Here is a 15,909-nt window from a genome sequence, read left to right as displayed (position 1 = left end):
CGCCGTCGAATACCCATGCCTAGTCTCGGATTGCGCGCTCGCCAGCGCGTTCACTCGCTCGCCGGCTCGCCCGCTCACTCGACCACCCATCATCACCGCGCTCGGCGCATTCGCTGCCAGCACCCACAAGCCGCCACGACGCTGTTGCTCGGCCTGCTGATGCTGCTTGTCGCCCTAGCCGATCCCGCCAGCCTGTTGATCGCGACCGCGACCGCGCAGTCAACTCTCCCGGCAGAGGCGCCCCTGAGCATCCAGGCGACCGTGACGCGCGAGCAGGTCGAGGCCAAGCTCAGCGAACTCGCTGACAATAAGACCCTGCCCGAGGAAACCAAGCAACGTCTCAGCGAGCGCTATCGCAACGTCCTCAACAACCTAGAGACGTTGAGCACCTCGCAGGCGCAAGCCATGAGCTACTTTGAGGCCCTGGAGACGGCGCCGACCGAGGTCGAAGCACTGCGCGCCGAACTCGCCGAGCTGGAGACGCCCCGCGATCCGCCGGTTGATCTACCCACGGATATCAGCATCAAACAGATCGAGCAGCGACTCGCGCGCGAACAAGCCGAAGCCGCATCGCTCGAAGCGCAGCTCAGCAAGCTCAACGACAGCCTCGAGCAAGAATCCGAGCAGCTCATGAGCGCACGCCGACGCCTCGGCGAGATACCACAGCTGCTGGCCTCGCTGGAAGACGTGCTTAAGCGACCACAGCCCGACGGGCAACCCGAGGGTGTCCGCCAAGCCCAGACCTGGGCGCTCGAGACCGAGCGCGATGCCCTGCGCGCCGAGATCTTGATGCTCGAGCAACAGATCCTCAGCGCCGAGGCCCGGCGTCAGCTCGCCGAGGCCCAACGCGCACAGCGCGCGGCGCAACTGCAGCGGTCGCGCCTGCGTCGGACCTACCTCGAGAACGAGGCGGACCGCCTGCGCCGCATCGAGGCCGAGCAGACACGGCAAGAGACTGAATCTGCGGAGCGCGAACTCGGCGATGCCGATCCATTGGTGCGCGAGCTTGCGCAGCGCAATCGTCAGATCAGCGAGACGATCAGCGAGATCACCGCAGCACTCGCTCGGCTCGACGAGCAACAGTCCACACTCGAGGACCAGCTGCGAGAGACCGAGAATGATTTCAGACGGGCGCGCGCGCGCATCAGTGTTGCCGGGCTGAGCCAAGCGGTGGGACAAATCCTGGTCGATGAACGCACCGATCTGCCAGACGCCAGCAGCATGCGCGAGCAGGCGAACACGCGCGCCGCACAGATCGCGCAGCTGACCCTGAGCCAGCTGCGACTGCGCGACGAGCTGCGCGCGCTCGAGGATCTCGACGCCGCGATCGCCAAGCAGCTGAGCGGAGAACGCGCCACGGCAGCGCTCCAGGCGCAGGTTCGCGAGCAGTTGCTGCGTCAGCGCGACCTGCTCGATCGCGCGCTGCACCTGAAAGAGAGCTATCAGCGCGCGATCGCCGATATCGACTTCGTCGCCGACCAATACGCCGACCTGGTCAAGCGCTATCGTGACTTCCTCGCCGAGAACCTGCTCTGGGTGCGCAACGCCGCCCCGATCACCCAGCAGCCATTCGGTCCGTTTCCCCAAGCGGTTTGGTGGCTGGTGGCACCGGAGCACTGGGCCAGCGTTCTCCAGGCCACGCGCCAGGCGGCGGCCGCGTCGACGCGCTTCTGGTTCGGCCTTCTCACCGTGCTGGGACTGTTAGCGGCAAGCCCCCTGCTGCGACGCCGCATCCGTGATTATGCCGAACCGATGCGCCGGATCAGCACCGATCGCTTCGGTTATTCGCTCTCCGCGCTCGGTCTGACTCTGTTGCTCGCGCTGCCCTGGCCCTTGCTCGTCGCCGTGCTGGGATGGGCGCTGCACAATACGCCGCGCGCCTCCCCGTTTGTACTCGCCGTCGGTCAGGGACTCCTCACGATCGCGCTGCCCTTCTATTATCTGCGCGCGTTCCGGCTGCTGTGCATGAACGGGGGCGTCGCCGCGCGCCACTTCCGCTGGAGTTCGGAGAACCTGGCTAAACTGCGCAGTGGATTCAAGGGCGCCGCGCTGCTGCTGCTGCCGATCGGCTTCGTCGCCGAGACCATCGGCCGCGCCCATCACCCCGCCTTCGATGGCACCCTGGGGCGACTCGCGCTGATCCTCCTCTGCCTGGGCTTGTCGGCCCTCACGGCCTGGTTGCTGCACCCCAGCCGGGGCGTGTTCAAGCACCTGCTCGCGGCCCGACCAAGGGCTTGGCTCAGCCGTTCGCGGCTGCTCTGGTATCCCTTCGCGGTGGCGATGCCGGCCGCGCTTGCGGCGCTCGCCCTCACCGGCTTCATCTACACCGCGAGCACCTTATTGACCTCGATCGCCGCCCTGCTCTGGCTGGCGCTGGCATTAGTCGTGTTCCACCAGATGGTCGCGCGCTGGCTGGTGTTGACCCGGCGCGGGCTGGCGCTGGAGGCTGCGCTCGAGCGCCGTGCCCAACGCGAGGCCCAGCGTGAGGCCTTGGAGCAAGGCGCGCAGTGGAGCGATGCGAACGATGATCCGGTCGATCTGGCGGCGCTCGATAGCCAGACGCGGCAGTTGCTCAATAGCAGCATCGCCATCATCGCTGCGGTGGCCTTCTGGATGATCTGGTCGGACGTGCTGCCGGCGCTGAATCTGTTCGACAGCATCACGCTCTGGAGCTACACCGCCGAGATCGATGGCATCGAGGAGCTGGCCCCGGTCACCCTCGGTGATCTCGGGATGATCCTGGTGCTCGCCACCGCCGCGCTGATCGCGATCAAGAACCTCCCGGCACTGCTCGAGATCCTGCTGCTGAAGAACACCGAGATCAGCGCCAGCGCGCGCTACACGCTGGTCACGCTGACGCGCTACCTGGTCACCGCCATCGGTTTCCTGCTGGTCGTCGGCACCCTCGGGCTGCAATGGTCGCAGGTGCAATGGCTGGTCGCCGCGCTCAGCGTCGGCATCGGCTTCGGGCTGCAGGAGATCGTCGCCAACTTCATCAGTGGCCTGATCATCCTCTTCGAGCGACCGGTGCGGGTCGGCGACACGGTCACCATCGGCGACATCACCGGCACTGTGACCCGCATCCAGATCCGCGCCACCACCATCCGCAACTGGGACAAACAGGAGCTGCTGGTGCCGAACAAGGAGTTCATCACCGGGCGCTTGCTGAACTGGACCCTGAGCGACCAGATCAACCGCTTGGTGATTCCGGTCGGGGTCGAGCACGGCAGCGATACCGACAAGGCGCTCGCCCTGCTCGCCGAGGTCGCCGCCGAGCACCCGCGGGTGCTCGATGAGCCGGAGCCGGTGATCACCTTCGAGGGCTTTGGCGAGCAAGCGCTCACGCTGGTGCTGCGCTGCTACCTCGATAGCCTCGACTTCCGGCTGCCGGTCATCAGTGAGTTGCACCAAGCCATCAATACGAAATTCCTGGCCGCCGGCATCAGGCTCGCCCTGCCCCGGCGGAATGTGCAGTTGCGCGCGCCCGAGCCAATCGAGTTTCGTCTGCGGCGCGGGAAGGTCTCCGCCGACCAGGCTTGACCGTCGATGCTGTCCGGCGCTCCGGTGGAGCGGCTATACTCTCGCGCCGATGCCGCCAACGCTTGCGAGAATTGTATGGTCGACGCCGCCGTCTCCGTCGCCTCTGCCGCCGACCGTTCGCGCTCAGCCCCGCCGGACAGCTTCGCGGCGGTGGATCTGGGCTCGAACTCCTTCCATCTGCTGGTCGCCCGCACCGATGGCGGCAGCCTCCAGGTCATTGACCGTTACAAGGAGATGGTACGCCTCGGCGAGGGGCTCACCGAGGATAAAGACCTGCTGCCCGAGGTCAGCGAGCGCGCCCTGGCCTGTCTCGAGCGCATCGGTCAGCGCCTGCGCGGCATCGAGCCGACCAATGTGCGCGCGGTCGGCACCAATACCCTGCGTCAGCTGCGCCCGGAGACCGGTTTCCTCGAGCAGGCCGAGCAGAGGCTCGGCCACCCGATCGAGGTCATCGCCGGCCGCGAGGAGGCCCGCCTAGTCTATCTCGGCGTGGCCCACGGGCTCGCCATCGGCGAGGAGAAACGGCTGGTGGTCGATATCGGCGGCGGCAGCACCGAGCTAATCGTCGGTCAGGGGTTCAAGGCCACGCTGCGCGAGAGCCTGCACATGGGCTGCGTCAACATCTCGCGCCGCTACCTGCCGGACGACAAGATCACCGCCAAGACGATGGACAAGGCCGAGCTGGCCTGCGCCCTCGAGATCCGCCCCGTGCGCGAGCTGTTTCGCCAGTCCGGCTGGAACACGGCGAGCGGTAGCTCCGGCACCATCAAGTCCATCGCCGCAGTCATCGCCGCCGAGGGCTGGAGCGACGATGGCATCACCGCCGAGGGGCTCGCCAACCTGCGCGCGGCGATGATCGAGTACGGCAAGACCTCGGCGTTCGCCTTCAAGGGCTTGAGCGAGGAGCGTCGATCGGTGTTTGCCGGTGGTGTCGCCGTGCTGCGGGCGGTCTTCCAGGCATTGGAGATCGAACAGATGCGGGCCTCGGACGAGGCGCTGCGCGAGGGCCTGATCTACGAGATGGTCGGGCGCGTGCATCACGAAGACGTGCGCGAACGCACGGTGGCCACCCTCTGTCGGCGCTTCGATATCGACCGCGAGCATGCCAGCCGCGTGCGCGCCACGGCCCTCGAACTCTACGAGCAACTGCGCGATACCTGGGCACTGCATCACGATAATTACCCCAAGATGCTCGGTTGGGCGGCGGATCTGCATGAGATCGGGCTCGCCGTCTCGCACAGTCAGTACCAGAAGCACGGCGCCTATCTGCTGCGCAACGCCGATCTCTCCGGCTTCACGCGCCAGGAGCAAGATGCGCTTGCGGCGTTGGTGCTGGGGCACCGGCGCAAGTTTCCCGTCGACGTCTTCACGGCGCTGCCGCGCCCGGCACGCGTGTGCGGGCGCCGGCTCGCGCTGCTGCTGCGACTCGCGGTACTCATGCATCGCGGTCGCTCCGCCACCGCCGAGCCCAACCCCCAGGTCGATGCCGAGGGCGAGACGCTGCAACTGCGGTTCCCGGCGGGCTGGCTCGATGACCATCCACTGACGCGGCTGGAATTCGAGACAGAGGCGGAGCGGCTCGCCGCCGCCGGCATCAGCCTCGAGATCGGCTAAATCGGTTGCTATCCGCTGCCAAGGGCGCGGTTCGGCAACCCTGTCCGAGCTGGCTTGCTGTTAGAATAACGGCGTGCGAGGTTTGCGCGCGCGTGATGAGCGTCGAGCCGAACCTCGCCGCAAGCACGCACCACCATCCATCCAGAACGCCGATCCCAATACCCATAACGGAGGACCACTACTCATGGCCAAACTCTTTTCCGCCGAATGGATGAACCAACTCAAGGATGCCTGGAACAACGATCCCGAGGTCAGCGGCAAGCTGGCCGAGATCGGTTTCAACTCCATCATCACCTGTGGCTTCAAGGACGAGAAGGATCCGCGCGGCGTCTTCGTGGTCGAGAACGGCGTCTGTGTCCGCGCCGGCGACTGGTCCGACGAGCAGCCCGACTGGGACATGCGCGCTGACATGAAGGATTGGTTGAAGTGGGTCGAGAAAGGCATCGGCATGGTCGGCATGGGCACCGCCTACGCTACCGGTAAGCTCAAATTCAAGACCGGCGATTACTCGGCCATGATCAAGGATCCACGCATGGCTGGACCCTTCGTCAAGAGCTTCAACCTGATGAAGCAGATCGGCGCCGACGAACTCAGTTGATCCAGGTCAGCTGACCCCGGCGCTCACGCGCGCCGTCCTTGCGGCGCGCGTGAGCCACGCTTAAACCCGCCGCAAGGCGGGTTTTTTGATTCGCCACTCAACGAAGTTGATCTAGCGCAGCTAGGCAAACCCTCAAGCCCGAGGATTTGCGCCATATCAGGGACGCATCGCCGCGCTCGGCGCAGTCTTATCGGTCAGACTCATGGCGATTGCGCCTCTAGAGTTCGCACCGATTACTGACTGGAGGCAATCCATGCGCAGTCTCCCTGGCTTCCGCTCCCCCTTGATCACGCGACGACCAGCCGAAAAACGGTCCATGCGGCCCAGCCCCCTCGGCCGATTCCTCACGGTCGGCGTGCTTGCTGTTATGAGCCTCTTCGGCCAACTCGCCAACGCCGAGCCCAGCGGCTGGCCAACGCCACCCGCCTCTGAGACCTCAGGGCCGCAGATCTCCGGGCCGCTGCGCGGTGGCACCGCCGATCACACCAAATTCGAGGCACTCAAGGGACCGTTCGCCAACGGCCCCGAAGTGACCCAGGCCTGTCTCGGCTGCCATACCGAGACCGGCGAGCACTTCATGAAGAATATCCACTGGACCTGGTCGTACACGGACCCAAACACCGGCCAGCAGCTCGGCAAACGCTACCTGATCAATAATTTCTGCACCAATTCGCGCGGCAATGAGGGGATGTGCGCCCAATGCCACGCCGGCTACGGCTGGAAGGACGAGAGCTTCGACTTCACGGACGAGACCAAGATCGACTGCCTGGTCTGCCACGAGACCACCGGCACCTACTACAAGACCCCGAACAGCGAGGGCCATGCGGCCTGTTCGGTGATGTTCGAGGGCAAGCCGCCGATCGACCTCGCCGCCGCCGCGCGGAGCATCGACCTCCCCCAGCGCGCCAACTGCGGCGCCTGCCACTTCAAGGGCGGCGGTGGCGATAACGTCAAGCACGGCGATCTCTCGACCGCGCTGATCAAACCACCGCGCACACTCGACGTGCACATGGGCGCCGATGGGCTCAACTTCGCCTGCAGCGCCTGCCATGTCACCAACCAGCACGTCTGGGCCGGGAGTCGCTACAACGTCATCTCGAAGGACACCCAGGGTACTGGACTCCCCGGCCAGCGCAGTGATGTTACCACCTGTGAGTCCTGCCACGGACTGGCGCCGCACCCGGTCGACTCTATCGCCGCCTTCAAGCTCAACGATCATGTGCAGAGCATCGCCTGCCAGACCTGCCACATCCCTGAGTTCGCGCGGGGTGGCGTGGCCACTGTGGTCGACTGGGACTGGCGCACCGCCGGCAAGACCCGCGACGGCGAGGGCTACCACGAGGAAGGCTATATCCAGGGCAACGGCGACCACCGTTACACCTACAAGTCGATCAAGGGCAACTTCACCTACGACGAGAACGTCGTCCCCGAGTACGACTGGTTCGATGGCCAGATGCGCTACACCACCATCGACACCCAGTTCGACCCCAACGCCGAGTCGATCGAGATCAACGGTTTCAGCGGCGCGCGCGGGGATGAGCGCTCACGCATCTGGCCGTTCAAGCGCATGCACACCTGGCAACCTTACGACAAAGGCAACGGCACCCTGGTCTACACCCACCTCTGGGGCGAGGACGAGGCCGCCTACTGGGGCAACTACGACATGGGCGCCGCGATCGAGAAGGGCATGGCCGACTTCGGCCTCGACTACTCGGGCGAATACGGCTTCATCGAGACCCTCTCCTGGTGGCCGATCACGCACATGGTGGCGCCCAAGGAGCAGGCGCTGGCCTGCGGCGACTGTCACGACCCCAAGGACAGCCGTCTCGCCGAGGTCAAGGGCGTCTATCTGCCCGGCCGCGACCGCAGCCGCTGGCTCGATATCATCGGCACGCTCCTGGTCGCTGGAACCCTCGGCGGCATCCTCATCCACGGCGGCATCCGCTTCTTCTCGCCGAAGGGAGACCAACACTGATGGCCCTACATCACGTCAAGATCTTCAGCATCTTCGAACGCTTCTGGCACTGGTGCCAGATGGCGCTGATCATGCTGCTGCTGGTCAGCGGCTTCGGGCTGCACGGCTTTCATGGCCTACTGAGCTTCGAGGACGCGGTGACCTTGCACACCCTGGCCGCGTTTGCCTTGTTGCTGCTGTGGGCCTTCAGCGTCTTCTGGCTCTTCACCACCGGCGCCTGGCGGCACTTCATCCCCACCGGCAGCGGCCTCTGGAGTGTGCTGCGCTTCTACGTCTACGGCATCTTCAAGGGCGAGCGCCACCCCTACCGCAAGGCCTACTGGCGCAAGCACAACCCGCTGCAGGCTCTCGCCTATCTGGTGCTGAAGATCGTGCTCTTCCCGGCCATCTGGGTCAGCGGCCTGGCTTATCTGTCCTACTACGCTTGGCGCAATCTGCCCAATGCCCCAGTCTGGCTCGAGAACATCGCGCTGGTGCATACCGCTGCCGCCTTCGCGATCCTCGCGTTCGTGCTCATCCATGTCTATCTGCTCACCACTGGCCATTCATTCCGCGACCATGTGATGCCGATGATCACCGGCTTCGACGAAGTCGACCTCACCCCGGAAGAAGAGGCCTATCTGCGCAAGGACGAGCCCTCGCAGATCCGTTAGCAGAGCGTTAAACAGCATAAAGGCCCCGAATCGGAGCCTTTATGTTACCGTGCATCAGCGCAGCCGGTTGCCGCGCCGAGGTCTGCAAGGTCGCGCTCGCGATTAGTTACGCGACTTATCGACCAACTGCTTCTCGCGAATCCAAGGCATCATCTCGCGCAGACGGCTGCCGACCTGCTCGATCTGGTGCTCTTGCGAGAGGCGGCGCATGGCCTTCATCGACGGCGCACCTGCCTGATTCTCAAGCGTGAATTCCTTGGCGAACTGACCGTTCTGGATCTCGCGCAGGATCTTGCGCATCTCCTCGCGGGTCTCCTCGGTGATGATGCGCGGGCCACGGGTCAGGTCGCCGTACTCGGCGGTGTTGCTGATCGAGTAGCGCATGTTGGCGATGCCGCCCTCGTAGATCAGGTCGACGATCAGCTTGACCTCGTGCAGGCACTCGAAATAGGCCATCTCTGGCTCGTAGCCGGCCTCGACCAGGGTCTCGAAGCCCATCTGAATCAGCGCGGTCAGGCCACCGCAGAGCACGACCTGCTCACCGAAGAGATCGGTCTCGCATTCCTGGCGGAAGCTGGTCTCGATGATGCCAGCACGGCCGCCGCCATTGGCTGAGGCATAAGCCATGGCGATGTCACGCGCCTTGCCGCTCGCGTCCTGATGCACGGCGATCAGGCTCGGCACGCCGCCGCCCTGGGTATAGGTGGAGCGCACCAAATGGCCGGGCCCCTTGGGCGCGATCATGATCACGTCCAGATCCGCGCGCGGCTCGATCTGACCAAAATGGATGTTAAAGCCATGCGCGAACGCCAGTGCCGCACCCTGCTTGATATTCGGCGCGACCTGATCGCGATAGAGCTTGGCTTGGTGCTCATCGGGGGCCAGGATCATCACGACATCGGCGCCGCTAACCGCGTCCGGGATCTCCTTGACGGCCAGGCCCGCGTCAGCCGCCTTGGCCGCCGAACTGGAGCCAGAGCGCAGACCGACGACGACATCGACGCCCGAGTCCTTGAGGTTATTCGCGTGGGCATGGCCTTGCGAGCCGTAGCCGATGATCGCGACCTGCTTCCCTTGCAGCAGCGAGAGGTCGGCGTCTTTGTCGTAGTAAACGTTGATGGCCATGATGGCTCCTAGTCGATTTGGATTGTTGTTTAGAGCGTCAAGCCCTTGGCGCCGCGCAAGATGCCGGTCGGGCCAGAGCGAACCACCTCGGTGATCAGCCCCTCGGGCACGGCCCCGATGAAGGCATCGAGCTTGCGCGAGGCGCCAGTCAGCTCAACGATGTAGCTCGCATCGGTCACGTCGATGACCTTGGCGCGGAAAATCTCGGTCAGTCGTTTCAGCTCTTCGCGGTCGGGCCCAGCGGCCTTGAGCTTGATCAGCATCATCTCGCGTTCGATGTGCTCGCCCTCGGCGAGATCCTGGAGCTTGACCACATCGATCAGCTTGTTCAGCTGTTTCTTGATCTGCTCGACAATGTCGTCGTTGCCGTTCGTCACCAGGGTCATGCGCGAAAGCGAGGGCTCATCGGTCGGCGCGACGGTCAAGGATTCGATATTGTAGCCGCGGGCCGAGAACAGCCCGGCGATGCGCGAGAGCGCGCCCGACTCGTTCTCGACCAGCATCGAAATGATATGTCTCATACCTGCTCTCAGGCCCTAGGCCAGCTCCCGCTCGGACATGGTCGGCGGCAGTTCCATCTCGTGATGGCCCTTGCCCGCGCAAATCATCGGATAGACGTTCTCGGACGGATCAACGATCACATCGAGGAACACGAAGCGATCCTTCATCGCGAACGCCTCGCGCATCGCCGACTCGAGCTGATCCGGCTTTTCGACGCGCATGCCGACATGGCCAAAGCTCTCTGCCAGCGCGACGAAATCCGGCAAGGCGTCAACATAGGAATGCGCGTAGCGGCTCTCATAGAAGAACTCCTGCCATTGGCGCACCATGCCCATGTAGCCGTTGTTCAGCAGCACGACCTTGATCGGCAGACCGTACTGCTTGCAGGTCGCCATCTCCTGGATGCACATCAGGATGCTGGCCTCACCCGAGATGCAGGCGACCTGTGCGTCCGGATGACCAAGCTGCACGCCCATCGCCGCCGGCAGGCCAAAGCCCATGGTGCCGAGCCCACCCGAGTTGATCCAGCGCCGCGGCTTGTCGAACGGGTAGAACTGGGCCGCGAACATCTGATGCTGGCCGACATCCGAGGTCAGATAGAGGTCGCCGTTGGTGACCTTGTAGAGCGTCTCGACCGCGAACTGCGGTTTGATCATCGGGCTCGAGCGGTCATAGCGCATGCAGTCGATGCCGCGCCAGGCGTCGATCTGTTCCCACCAGGCTGCGAGCGCGGCCTGATCCGGGCGCCCGCCGCTCTCGCGCAGGATGCTGAGCATGTCGGTGACGACGCTGCCGACCGGACCGACGATCGGCACCTGCACCTTCACATTCTTCGAGATCGATGAGGGATCGATATCGACATGGATGATCTCGGCGTGCGGGCAGAAATGCTCGATCTTGCCGGTGACCCGATCATCGAAGCGCGCGCCGATCGCGATCAGGCAATCGGTCTCGTGCATGGCCATGTTGGCCTCGTAGGTGCCGTGCATCCCGAGCATGCCGACGAACTGCTTGTCAGTCATCGGGTAGGCACCCAGCCCCATCAGGGTACTGGTGATCGGGAAGCCGAGCGCGCGCACCAGCTCGGTCAGCGGTGCAGCAGCGTCATCCAGCACTGCCCCGCCGCCGGTGTAGAAGATCGGCCGCTTGGCATCGAGCATCGCCTCGACCGCCTTACGAATCTGCCCCAGATGACCGCGCTTGGCCGGGTTGTAGGAGCGGATACTGATGTCGCGCGGATAGATGTAGGGGATCTTGATATTCGGATCGGTCACGTCTTTCGGGATGTCGACCACCACCGGCCCGGGACGCCCGGACTGCGCGATATAGAACGCCTTGCGGATGGTCTCCGCCAGATCATCGAGCCGCTTGACCAAGAAGTTGTGCTTCACGCAGGGCCGCGTAATGCCGACGGTGTCGACCTCCTGAAAGGCATCACTACCGATCACCGGCGTCGGCACCTGGCCGGTGATGACCACCAGCGGGATCGAGTCCAGATGCGCGGTGGCGATGCCGGTGACCGCATTGGTCGCGCCCGGCCCCGAGGTCACCAGGCAGACGCCGCATTTGCCCGTCGCGCGCGCATAGCCGTCCGCAGCATGGGTCGCGCCCTGCTCATGGCGGACCAAGACATGCTTGATCGCATCGCCGCGCTGGAACAGCGCATCGTAGATATGCAGTACGGCCCCGCCTGGGTAGCCAAAGACGTATTCAACGCCCTCGTCGATCAACGCCTGGATGGTGATCTCGGCGCCGCTCAGCAGCGGTGGCTCGCTCGCGTCGGCGCGCGCTGCCACAGCTTGCGCCCCGGGCGTCGCGGTCTCGTTAGGGTCAGGCCCATCGGCCAAATGTGATTGCACGCAGGCGTCCTCCGTACGGATCGACCCGGCGATCGCGAGACAGCATCCGCTGCTCACGGTCGCCGAGGCAGCAACCGGTGAGATGTCAATCATGCCGAGCCCCCGGACAAGTGGTGGTCGGGCCAAAGCCACTACCTGAGGGGTCACCGGGGTCTTGACAAGGAGCCACGCACCATGGAGCGCGGCGCTCGGTAAACGAGCGAAAATACTAAAGAACCCAGACTGCGGTCAACCAGTGAAGTCGCAACCGATGGGCTTGGGCGCTGACCGTCAGCGCGTCGCTTGCATCAGTCTTCTAGTAGATAGGGCAGCGAAGAGTGGTGCAGGAAGACCACGAGATGGCCATCGGCGGCCCGCTTGTAGCCAAAGGTAAAATCGACCTTGACCTCTTCGCCGGTATTGCGAGGAAACGCTGCGTTACTTCGCCACCGGCCTTGGTTTCAGTTTCAGCACGTCGCCAATGCCTGTATACTTGGCATTCACCTTAGATCCCGACACCGCTCCCCCTTTTCAGGAGAGACCCTGCCAATGTAGGCCCCAAGCGACCCACCGAGTCCTCCCGACTCGCGTTGACATTCTCCGCAATGCCGCGCTTGATCCCTGCGTTCTCCTGTCGAATGACTTGATCTTGCTCCCTCCCGCCCCCTCGGGAGCCGCGCCGCCTTCGCGATTGCGTCCACCGCTGGCCCTGAGGTCCGCGTCAGCCCTGGAACCCTTCACGCATGAAATCACTCCGCAAGGACTGGCTGTCCAATATCCCTAATGATCTACTCGCCGGCCTAGTGGTGGCGCTGGCGCTGATTCCGGAGGCCATCGCCTTCTCGATCATCGCCGGGGTCGATCCCAAGGTCGGGCTCTATGCCTCGTTCTGCATCGCCGTGGTCACCGCCTTCATCGGCGGTCGGCCGGGCATGATCTCGGCGGCGACCGCAGCCATGGCGGTGCTCATGGTCAACCTAGTCGCCGATCACGGCCTGCAGTACCTGCTCGCCGCCACCGTGCTGACCGGCGTGCTGCAGGTGCTGGCCGGCTGGCTCAAGCTCGGCAACCTGATGCGCTTCGTCTCGCGCTCGGTGATCACCGGCTTCGTCAACGCCCTGGCCATCCTGATCTTCATGGCGCAGTTGCCGGAACTGACCGGCGCCCAGCTCACTTGGGAGGTCTATGGCGTCCTCGCCACCGGCCTCGGCATCATCTACTTGCTCCCATACATCACCAAGGCCATCCCCTCGCCACTGGTGGCCATCGTCGCGCTGACTGCGGCAGCGATCTACATGGGCCTCGACATCCGTACCGTCGGCGACATGGGCCAGATGCCCGACACCCTGCCGGTGTTCCTGATCCCGGATATCCCGCTGAATCTGGAAACCCTGCAGATCATCTTCCCGGTCTCGGCGACGCTGGCGGTGGTGGGACTGCTCGAGTCATTGATGACGGCGACCATCGTCGATGATCTCACCGACTCCAAGAGCAACAAGAACCGCGAATGCGTCGGTCAAGGCACCGCCAATGTGGTCACCGGCTTCTTCGGCGGCATGGCCGGCTGCGCGATGATCGGGCAGACCGTGATCAACATCAAATCCGGCGGCCGCGGGCGGCTCTCGACCCTCACCGCCGGCATCGTGCTGCTGATCCTGGTGGTCTTCGCCAACGAGTGGGTGGCGCAGATTCCGATGGCGGCGCTGGTGGCGGTGATGATCATGGTCTCGATCGGCACCTTCAACTGGGCCTCGTTCAAGAACCTGCGCGAGCATCCGCTGGATGCCAACATCGTCATGATCGCCACAGTCGCGGTCACCGTCTTCACCCATGATCTGGCCCAGGGCGTGCTGGTCGGGATCTTGCTGTCGGGCTTCTTCTTCGCGCAGAAGGTCAGCCGCATCCTGTATGTCGGCTCAACCCCGACCCGCGAGGGCCGCGAGCGCGTCTATCACGTCGTCGGTCAGGTGTTCTTCTCCTCGGCCGATCGCTTCATCGCCGCGTTCGACTACAAGGAGGTCATCGAGAAGGTCTGCATCGACGTCAGCCGCGCGCACTTCTGGGACATCACCGCCGTTACTGCGCTCGACAAGGTGGTGCTCAAGTTCCGCCGCGAGGGCACCGAAGTGGTGGTGGTCGGCCTCAACCAGGCCAGCCGCACCCTGGTCGACCGCTTTGCGGTGCACGACAAGCCCGAGGCCGTCGAAAGCCTGATGGGCCATTGAGCGGCAGTCCGCTTGATCCCCTGCTTGACCCGCCTGACTGAAGCCGCCCGCGCACGAACGAGGATCGATGCCGATGCAACCCGAAGACCCCATGCAAGGCCAGGCCAAGGTGTTGGCCTGCGTCGATCAGTCGCACTTCGCCGACTTCGTCACTGATGCCGCCTCCTGGGCGGCCCGGCAGATGGACGCGCCGCTGGAACTGCTGCATATCCTCGATCGCGAGAAGGAGGTCGCGATTGGCAAGGACCACAGCGGTGCCATTGGCGTCAACGCGCAGCAAAACCTGCTGAGCGAATTAGCTGACCGTGATGAGTCGCGCAGTAAGGCCAACCGCGAGCGTGGCCGCGAATTCCTAAACGCCTTGCGCGAACGCGCGCTCAAGCTCGGCGTTGCCGCGCCCGATGTACGCCAACGCTATGGCGATCTCGAGGAGACGCTGGTCGGCGCTCAGGACCAGGTCAGGCTGTTCGTGCTCGGGCGCCGGGGCGAGTCGGCCGAGACCACCCAGCGCGACCTCGGGCGCAATGTCGAGCGTATGGTGCGCTCGCTGAGCAAGCCGATCCTTGCAGTCACCGACCAGTTCACCGAGCCCAAACGGGTGCTGATCGCCTTCGACGGCGGCAGCATGACCCGTCGCGGCATCGAAATGGTGGCGCGCAGCCCGCTCTTCCGTGGCCTGCCGGTGCATGTGCTGATGAGCGGCAAGGCGCGCCGCGACAGCGAGAAACAGCTCGACTGGGCGCGCGCGACGCTTGAGGAGGCCAGCTTCGAGGTGAGCGTTGCCCTGATCCCTGGTGATACCGAGCGGGTCATCGCTCAATACGTGCATGAGCAGGCGATCGACATGCTACTGATGGGCGCCTATGGGCATTCGCCGCTGCGCAGTTTATTCTTCGGCAGCAAGACTACCGACCTGCTGCGCTCGGCGAAGGTGCCGACGCTGTTGCTGCGCTGAGCCGTCGATCATCAATCTGGCTACATCTAAAGAGCCCACATCGAAGAACAGGAGAAAAAACGGATGTTTGATTGTTGCCTGGTGCCTTAAATCCAGCGTCGATGAACTGAGCCAAAAGTGCTCCTTGACTTTCCGTGAGATCAAAGCTCGCTTCATTCGCCATGATGCTGTGACTTAAGGTTTCACCATGACTTCTATACTCATGCAATTATAAACTTGCGATTTTTTAAACTTATAAATCGATAAAAAACAGAGACTTGCATTCATGCAATGCCTTAATCTTTTAATGATTTGAGTATAGACACATTTTTTTAGCCTCTCTCCTCATCCCAACTGTCACCTTTTCTGCGACAGATCCTTTAGATCTGACGGCAACGAGCGCGATCACTTAACGCGCCTCTCGGAGACCGAGCTGGCGAAATCACTATCAAGGTAACGACTGACGCGACTCAGCCGTCAAGGAGTCTCCTCCATGCACCATCCCGCACTCAAGGTCGCGTTTGGCCTACTACTGCTTTCGCTGTCGCCGCTCGCACTGGCGTCCGACGCGTCCAACCCTATTGACCTGACCGGCAACTGGGTCGGTTACACGGCGATCCTGATCTTCGTTGTCGCCTACGGGCTGGTCATGGCCGAGGAATTCACCCACCTGCGCAAGTCGAAACCGGTGGTCCTTGCCGCCGGCGTGATCTGGGTGTTCATCGCGTACTTCTACACCAGACATGGCGGCGACCCGCACGCCGTGGCGGACGCGGTGCACCACAACATCATGGAGTTTGCCGAGCTGTTCCTGTTCCTGCTCGCGGCCATGACCTATATCAATGCGATGGAGGAACGGCTGGTCTTCGAGTCGCTGCGCGCTTGGCTGATCCGTGGCGGTTACAG

11 protein-coding genes and 1 pseudogene are annotated in these 15,909 nt (G+C 63.7%); 8 read left to right on the top strand and 4 right to left on the bottom strand.

The window, feature by feature from the left end; all coding sequences use genetic code 11:
* Positions 1–15: 15 nt before the first annotated feature.
* The 5 genes from AC54T3_RS08995 (at position 16) to AC54T3_RS08975 (ending at position 8,380) form a co-directional block, all read left to right on the top strand.
* Entirely contained in the window at positions 16–3,540 is a 3,525-nt protein-coding gene (locus AC54T3_RS08995) for a mechanosensitive ion channel domain-containing protein (RefSeq protein ID WP_496624111.1), read from the top strand.
* A 75-nt stretch (positions 3,541–3,615) separates the two neighbouring features.
* Positions 3,616–5,154 carry a Ppx/GppA phosphatase family protein gene (locus tag AC54T3_RS08990; RefSeq protein WP_496624110.1) on the top strand — a complete coding sequence of 513 codons (1,539 nt, stop codon included), beginning with the start codon at positions 3,616–3,618 and terminating at the stop codon, positions 5,152–5,154.
* Between the two features lie 184 nt (positions 5,155–5,338).
* Positions 5,339–5,752: an SCP-2 sterol transfer family protein gene (locus tag AC54T3_RS08985; RefSeq protein ID WP_496624109.1), complete on the top strand. Its 414-nt coding sequence runs from the start codon at positions 5,339–5,341 to the stop codon at positions 5,750–5,752.
* Between the two features lie 316 nt (positions 5,753–6,068).
* Positions 6,069–7,727 carry a tetrathionate reductase family octaheme c-type cytochrome gene (locus AC54T3_RS08980; RefSeq protein ID WP_496624108.1) on the top strand — a complete coding sequence of 553 codons (1,659 nt, stop codon included), beginning with the start codon at positions 6,069–6,071 and terminating at the stop codon, positions 7,725–7,727.
* Complete coding sequence (locus AC54T3_RS08975) at positions 7,727–8,380, top strand: cytochrome b/b6 domain-containing protein (RefSeq protein WP_496624107.1); 654 nt, start codon at positions 7,727–7,729, stop codon at positions 8,378–8,380. The genes AC54T3_RS08980 and AC54T3_RS08975 overlap by 1 nt, the downstream gene beginning before the upstream one ends.
* A 102-nt stretch (positions 8,381–8,482) precedes the next feature.
* On the opposite strand, the gene ilvC is transcribed toward AC54T3_RS08975, so the two are convergent.
* From ilvC to AC54T3_RS08955, 4 genes and pseudogenes are all read right to left on the bottom strand, one after another.
* A complete protein-coding gene (ilvC, locus tag AC54T3_RS08970; protein ID WP_496624179.1) occupies positions 8,483–9,499 on the bottom strand; it encodes a ketol-acid reductoisomerase in 1,017 nt (338 codons plus the stop codon).
* Positions 9,500–9,534: 35 nt separating this feature from the next.
* Complete coding sequence (ilvN, locus tag AC54T3_RS08965; RefSeq protein WP_496624106.1) at positions 9,535–10,026, bottom strand: acetolactate synthase small subunit; 492 nt, start codon at positions 10,024–10,026, stop codon at positions 9,535–9,537.
* A 15-nt stretch (positions 10,027–10,041) separates the two neighbouring features.
* Positions 10,042–11,802 carry an acetolactate synthase 3 large subunit gene (locus tag AC54T3_RS08960; protein WP_496624178.1) on the bottom strand — a complete coding sequence of 587 codons (1,761 nt, stop codon included), beginning with the start codon at positions 11,800–11,802 and terminating at the stop codon, positions 10,042–10,044.
* Positions 11,803–12,152: 350 nt separating this feature from the next.
* Positions 12,153–12,281, bottom strand: a pseudogene (locus tag AC54T3_RS08955) (metal-independent carbonic anhydrase family protein); the annotation flags it as partial.
* A 306-nt stretch (positions 12,282–12,587) separates the two neighbouring features.
* Between AC54T3_RS08955 and AC54T3_RS08950 the strand changes: the two are divergent.
* The 3 genes from AC54T3_RS08950 to nhaD all read left to right on the top strand — a co-directional run.
* The gene (locus AC54T3_RS08950) at positions 12,588–14,069 is read left to right on the top strand and encodes a SulP family inorganic anion transporter (RefSeq protein ID WP_496624105.1); all 1,482 of its coding nucleotides are present in this window, start codon (positions 12,588–12,590) and stop codon (positions 14,067–14,069) included.
* A gap of 73 nt (positions 14,070–14,142) precedes the next feature.
* Positions 14,143–15,024, top strand: a complete 882-nt coding sequence (locus AC54T3_RS08945; protein WP_496624104.1) for a universal stress protein — start codon at positions 14,143–14,145, stop codon at positions 15,022–15,024.
* A gap of 472 nt (positions 15,025–15,496) precedes the next feature.
* Positions 15,497–15,909, top strand: a 413-nt coding sequence (gene nhaD / locus AC54T3_RS08940) for a sodium:proton antiporter NhaD (protein WP_496624103.1), incomplete at its 3' end; no start/stop codon positions are given.

Source organism: Halochromatium sp. NSM3, from assembly GCF_059621085.1.
The sequence above is the reverse complement of the archived record's forward strand: the minus strand, read 5'-3'. Positions and strand labels throughout refer to the sequence as shown.

Coding starts and splice junctions, on each gene's coding strand:
- AC54T3_RS08995 (WP_496624111.1), top strand. CDS start 16: ATGCCTAGTCTCGGATTGCGCGCTCGCCAGCGCGTTCACTCGCTCGCC.
- AC54T3_RS08990 (WP_496624110.1), top strand. CDS start 3,616: ATGGTCGACGCCGCCGTCTCCGTCGCCTCTGCCGCCGACCGTTCGCGC.
- AC54T3_RS08985 (WP_496624109.1), top strand. CDS start 5,339: ATGGCCAAACTCTTTTCCGCCGAATGGATGAACCAACTCAAGGATGCC.
- AC54T3_RS08980 (WP_496624108.1), top strand. CDS start 6,069: ATGCGGCCCAGCCCCCTCGGCCGATTCCTCACGGTCGGCGTGCTTGCT.
- AC54T3_RS08975 (WP_496624107.1), top strand. CDS start 7,727: ATGGCCCTACATCACGTCAAGATCTTCAGCATCTTCGAACGCTTCTGG.
- ilvN (WP_496624106.1), bottom strand. CDS start 10,026: ATGAGACATATCATTTCGATGCTGGTCGAGAACGAGTCGGGCGCGCTC.
- AC54T3_RS08950 (WP_496624105.1), top strand. CDS start 12,588: ATGAAATCACTCCGCAAGGACTGGCTGTCCAATATCCCTAATGATCTA.
- AC54T3_RS08945 (WP_496624104.1), top strand. CDS start 14,143: ATGCAACCCGAAGACCCCATGCAAGGCCAGGCCAAGGTGTTGGCCTGC.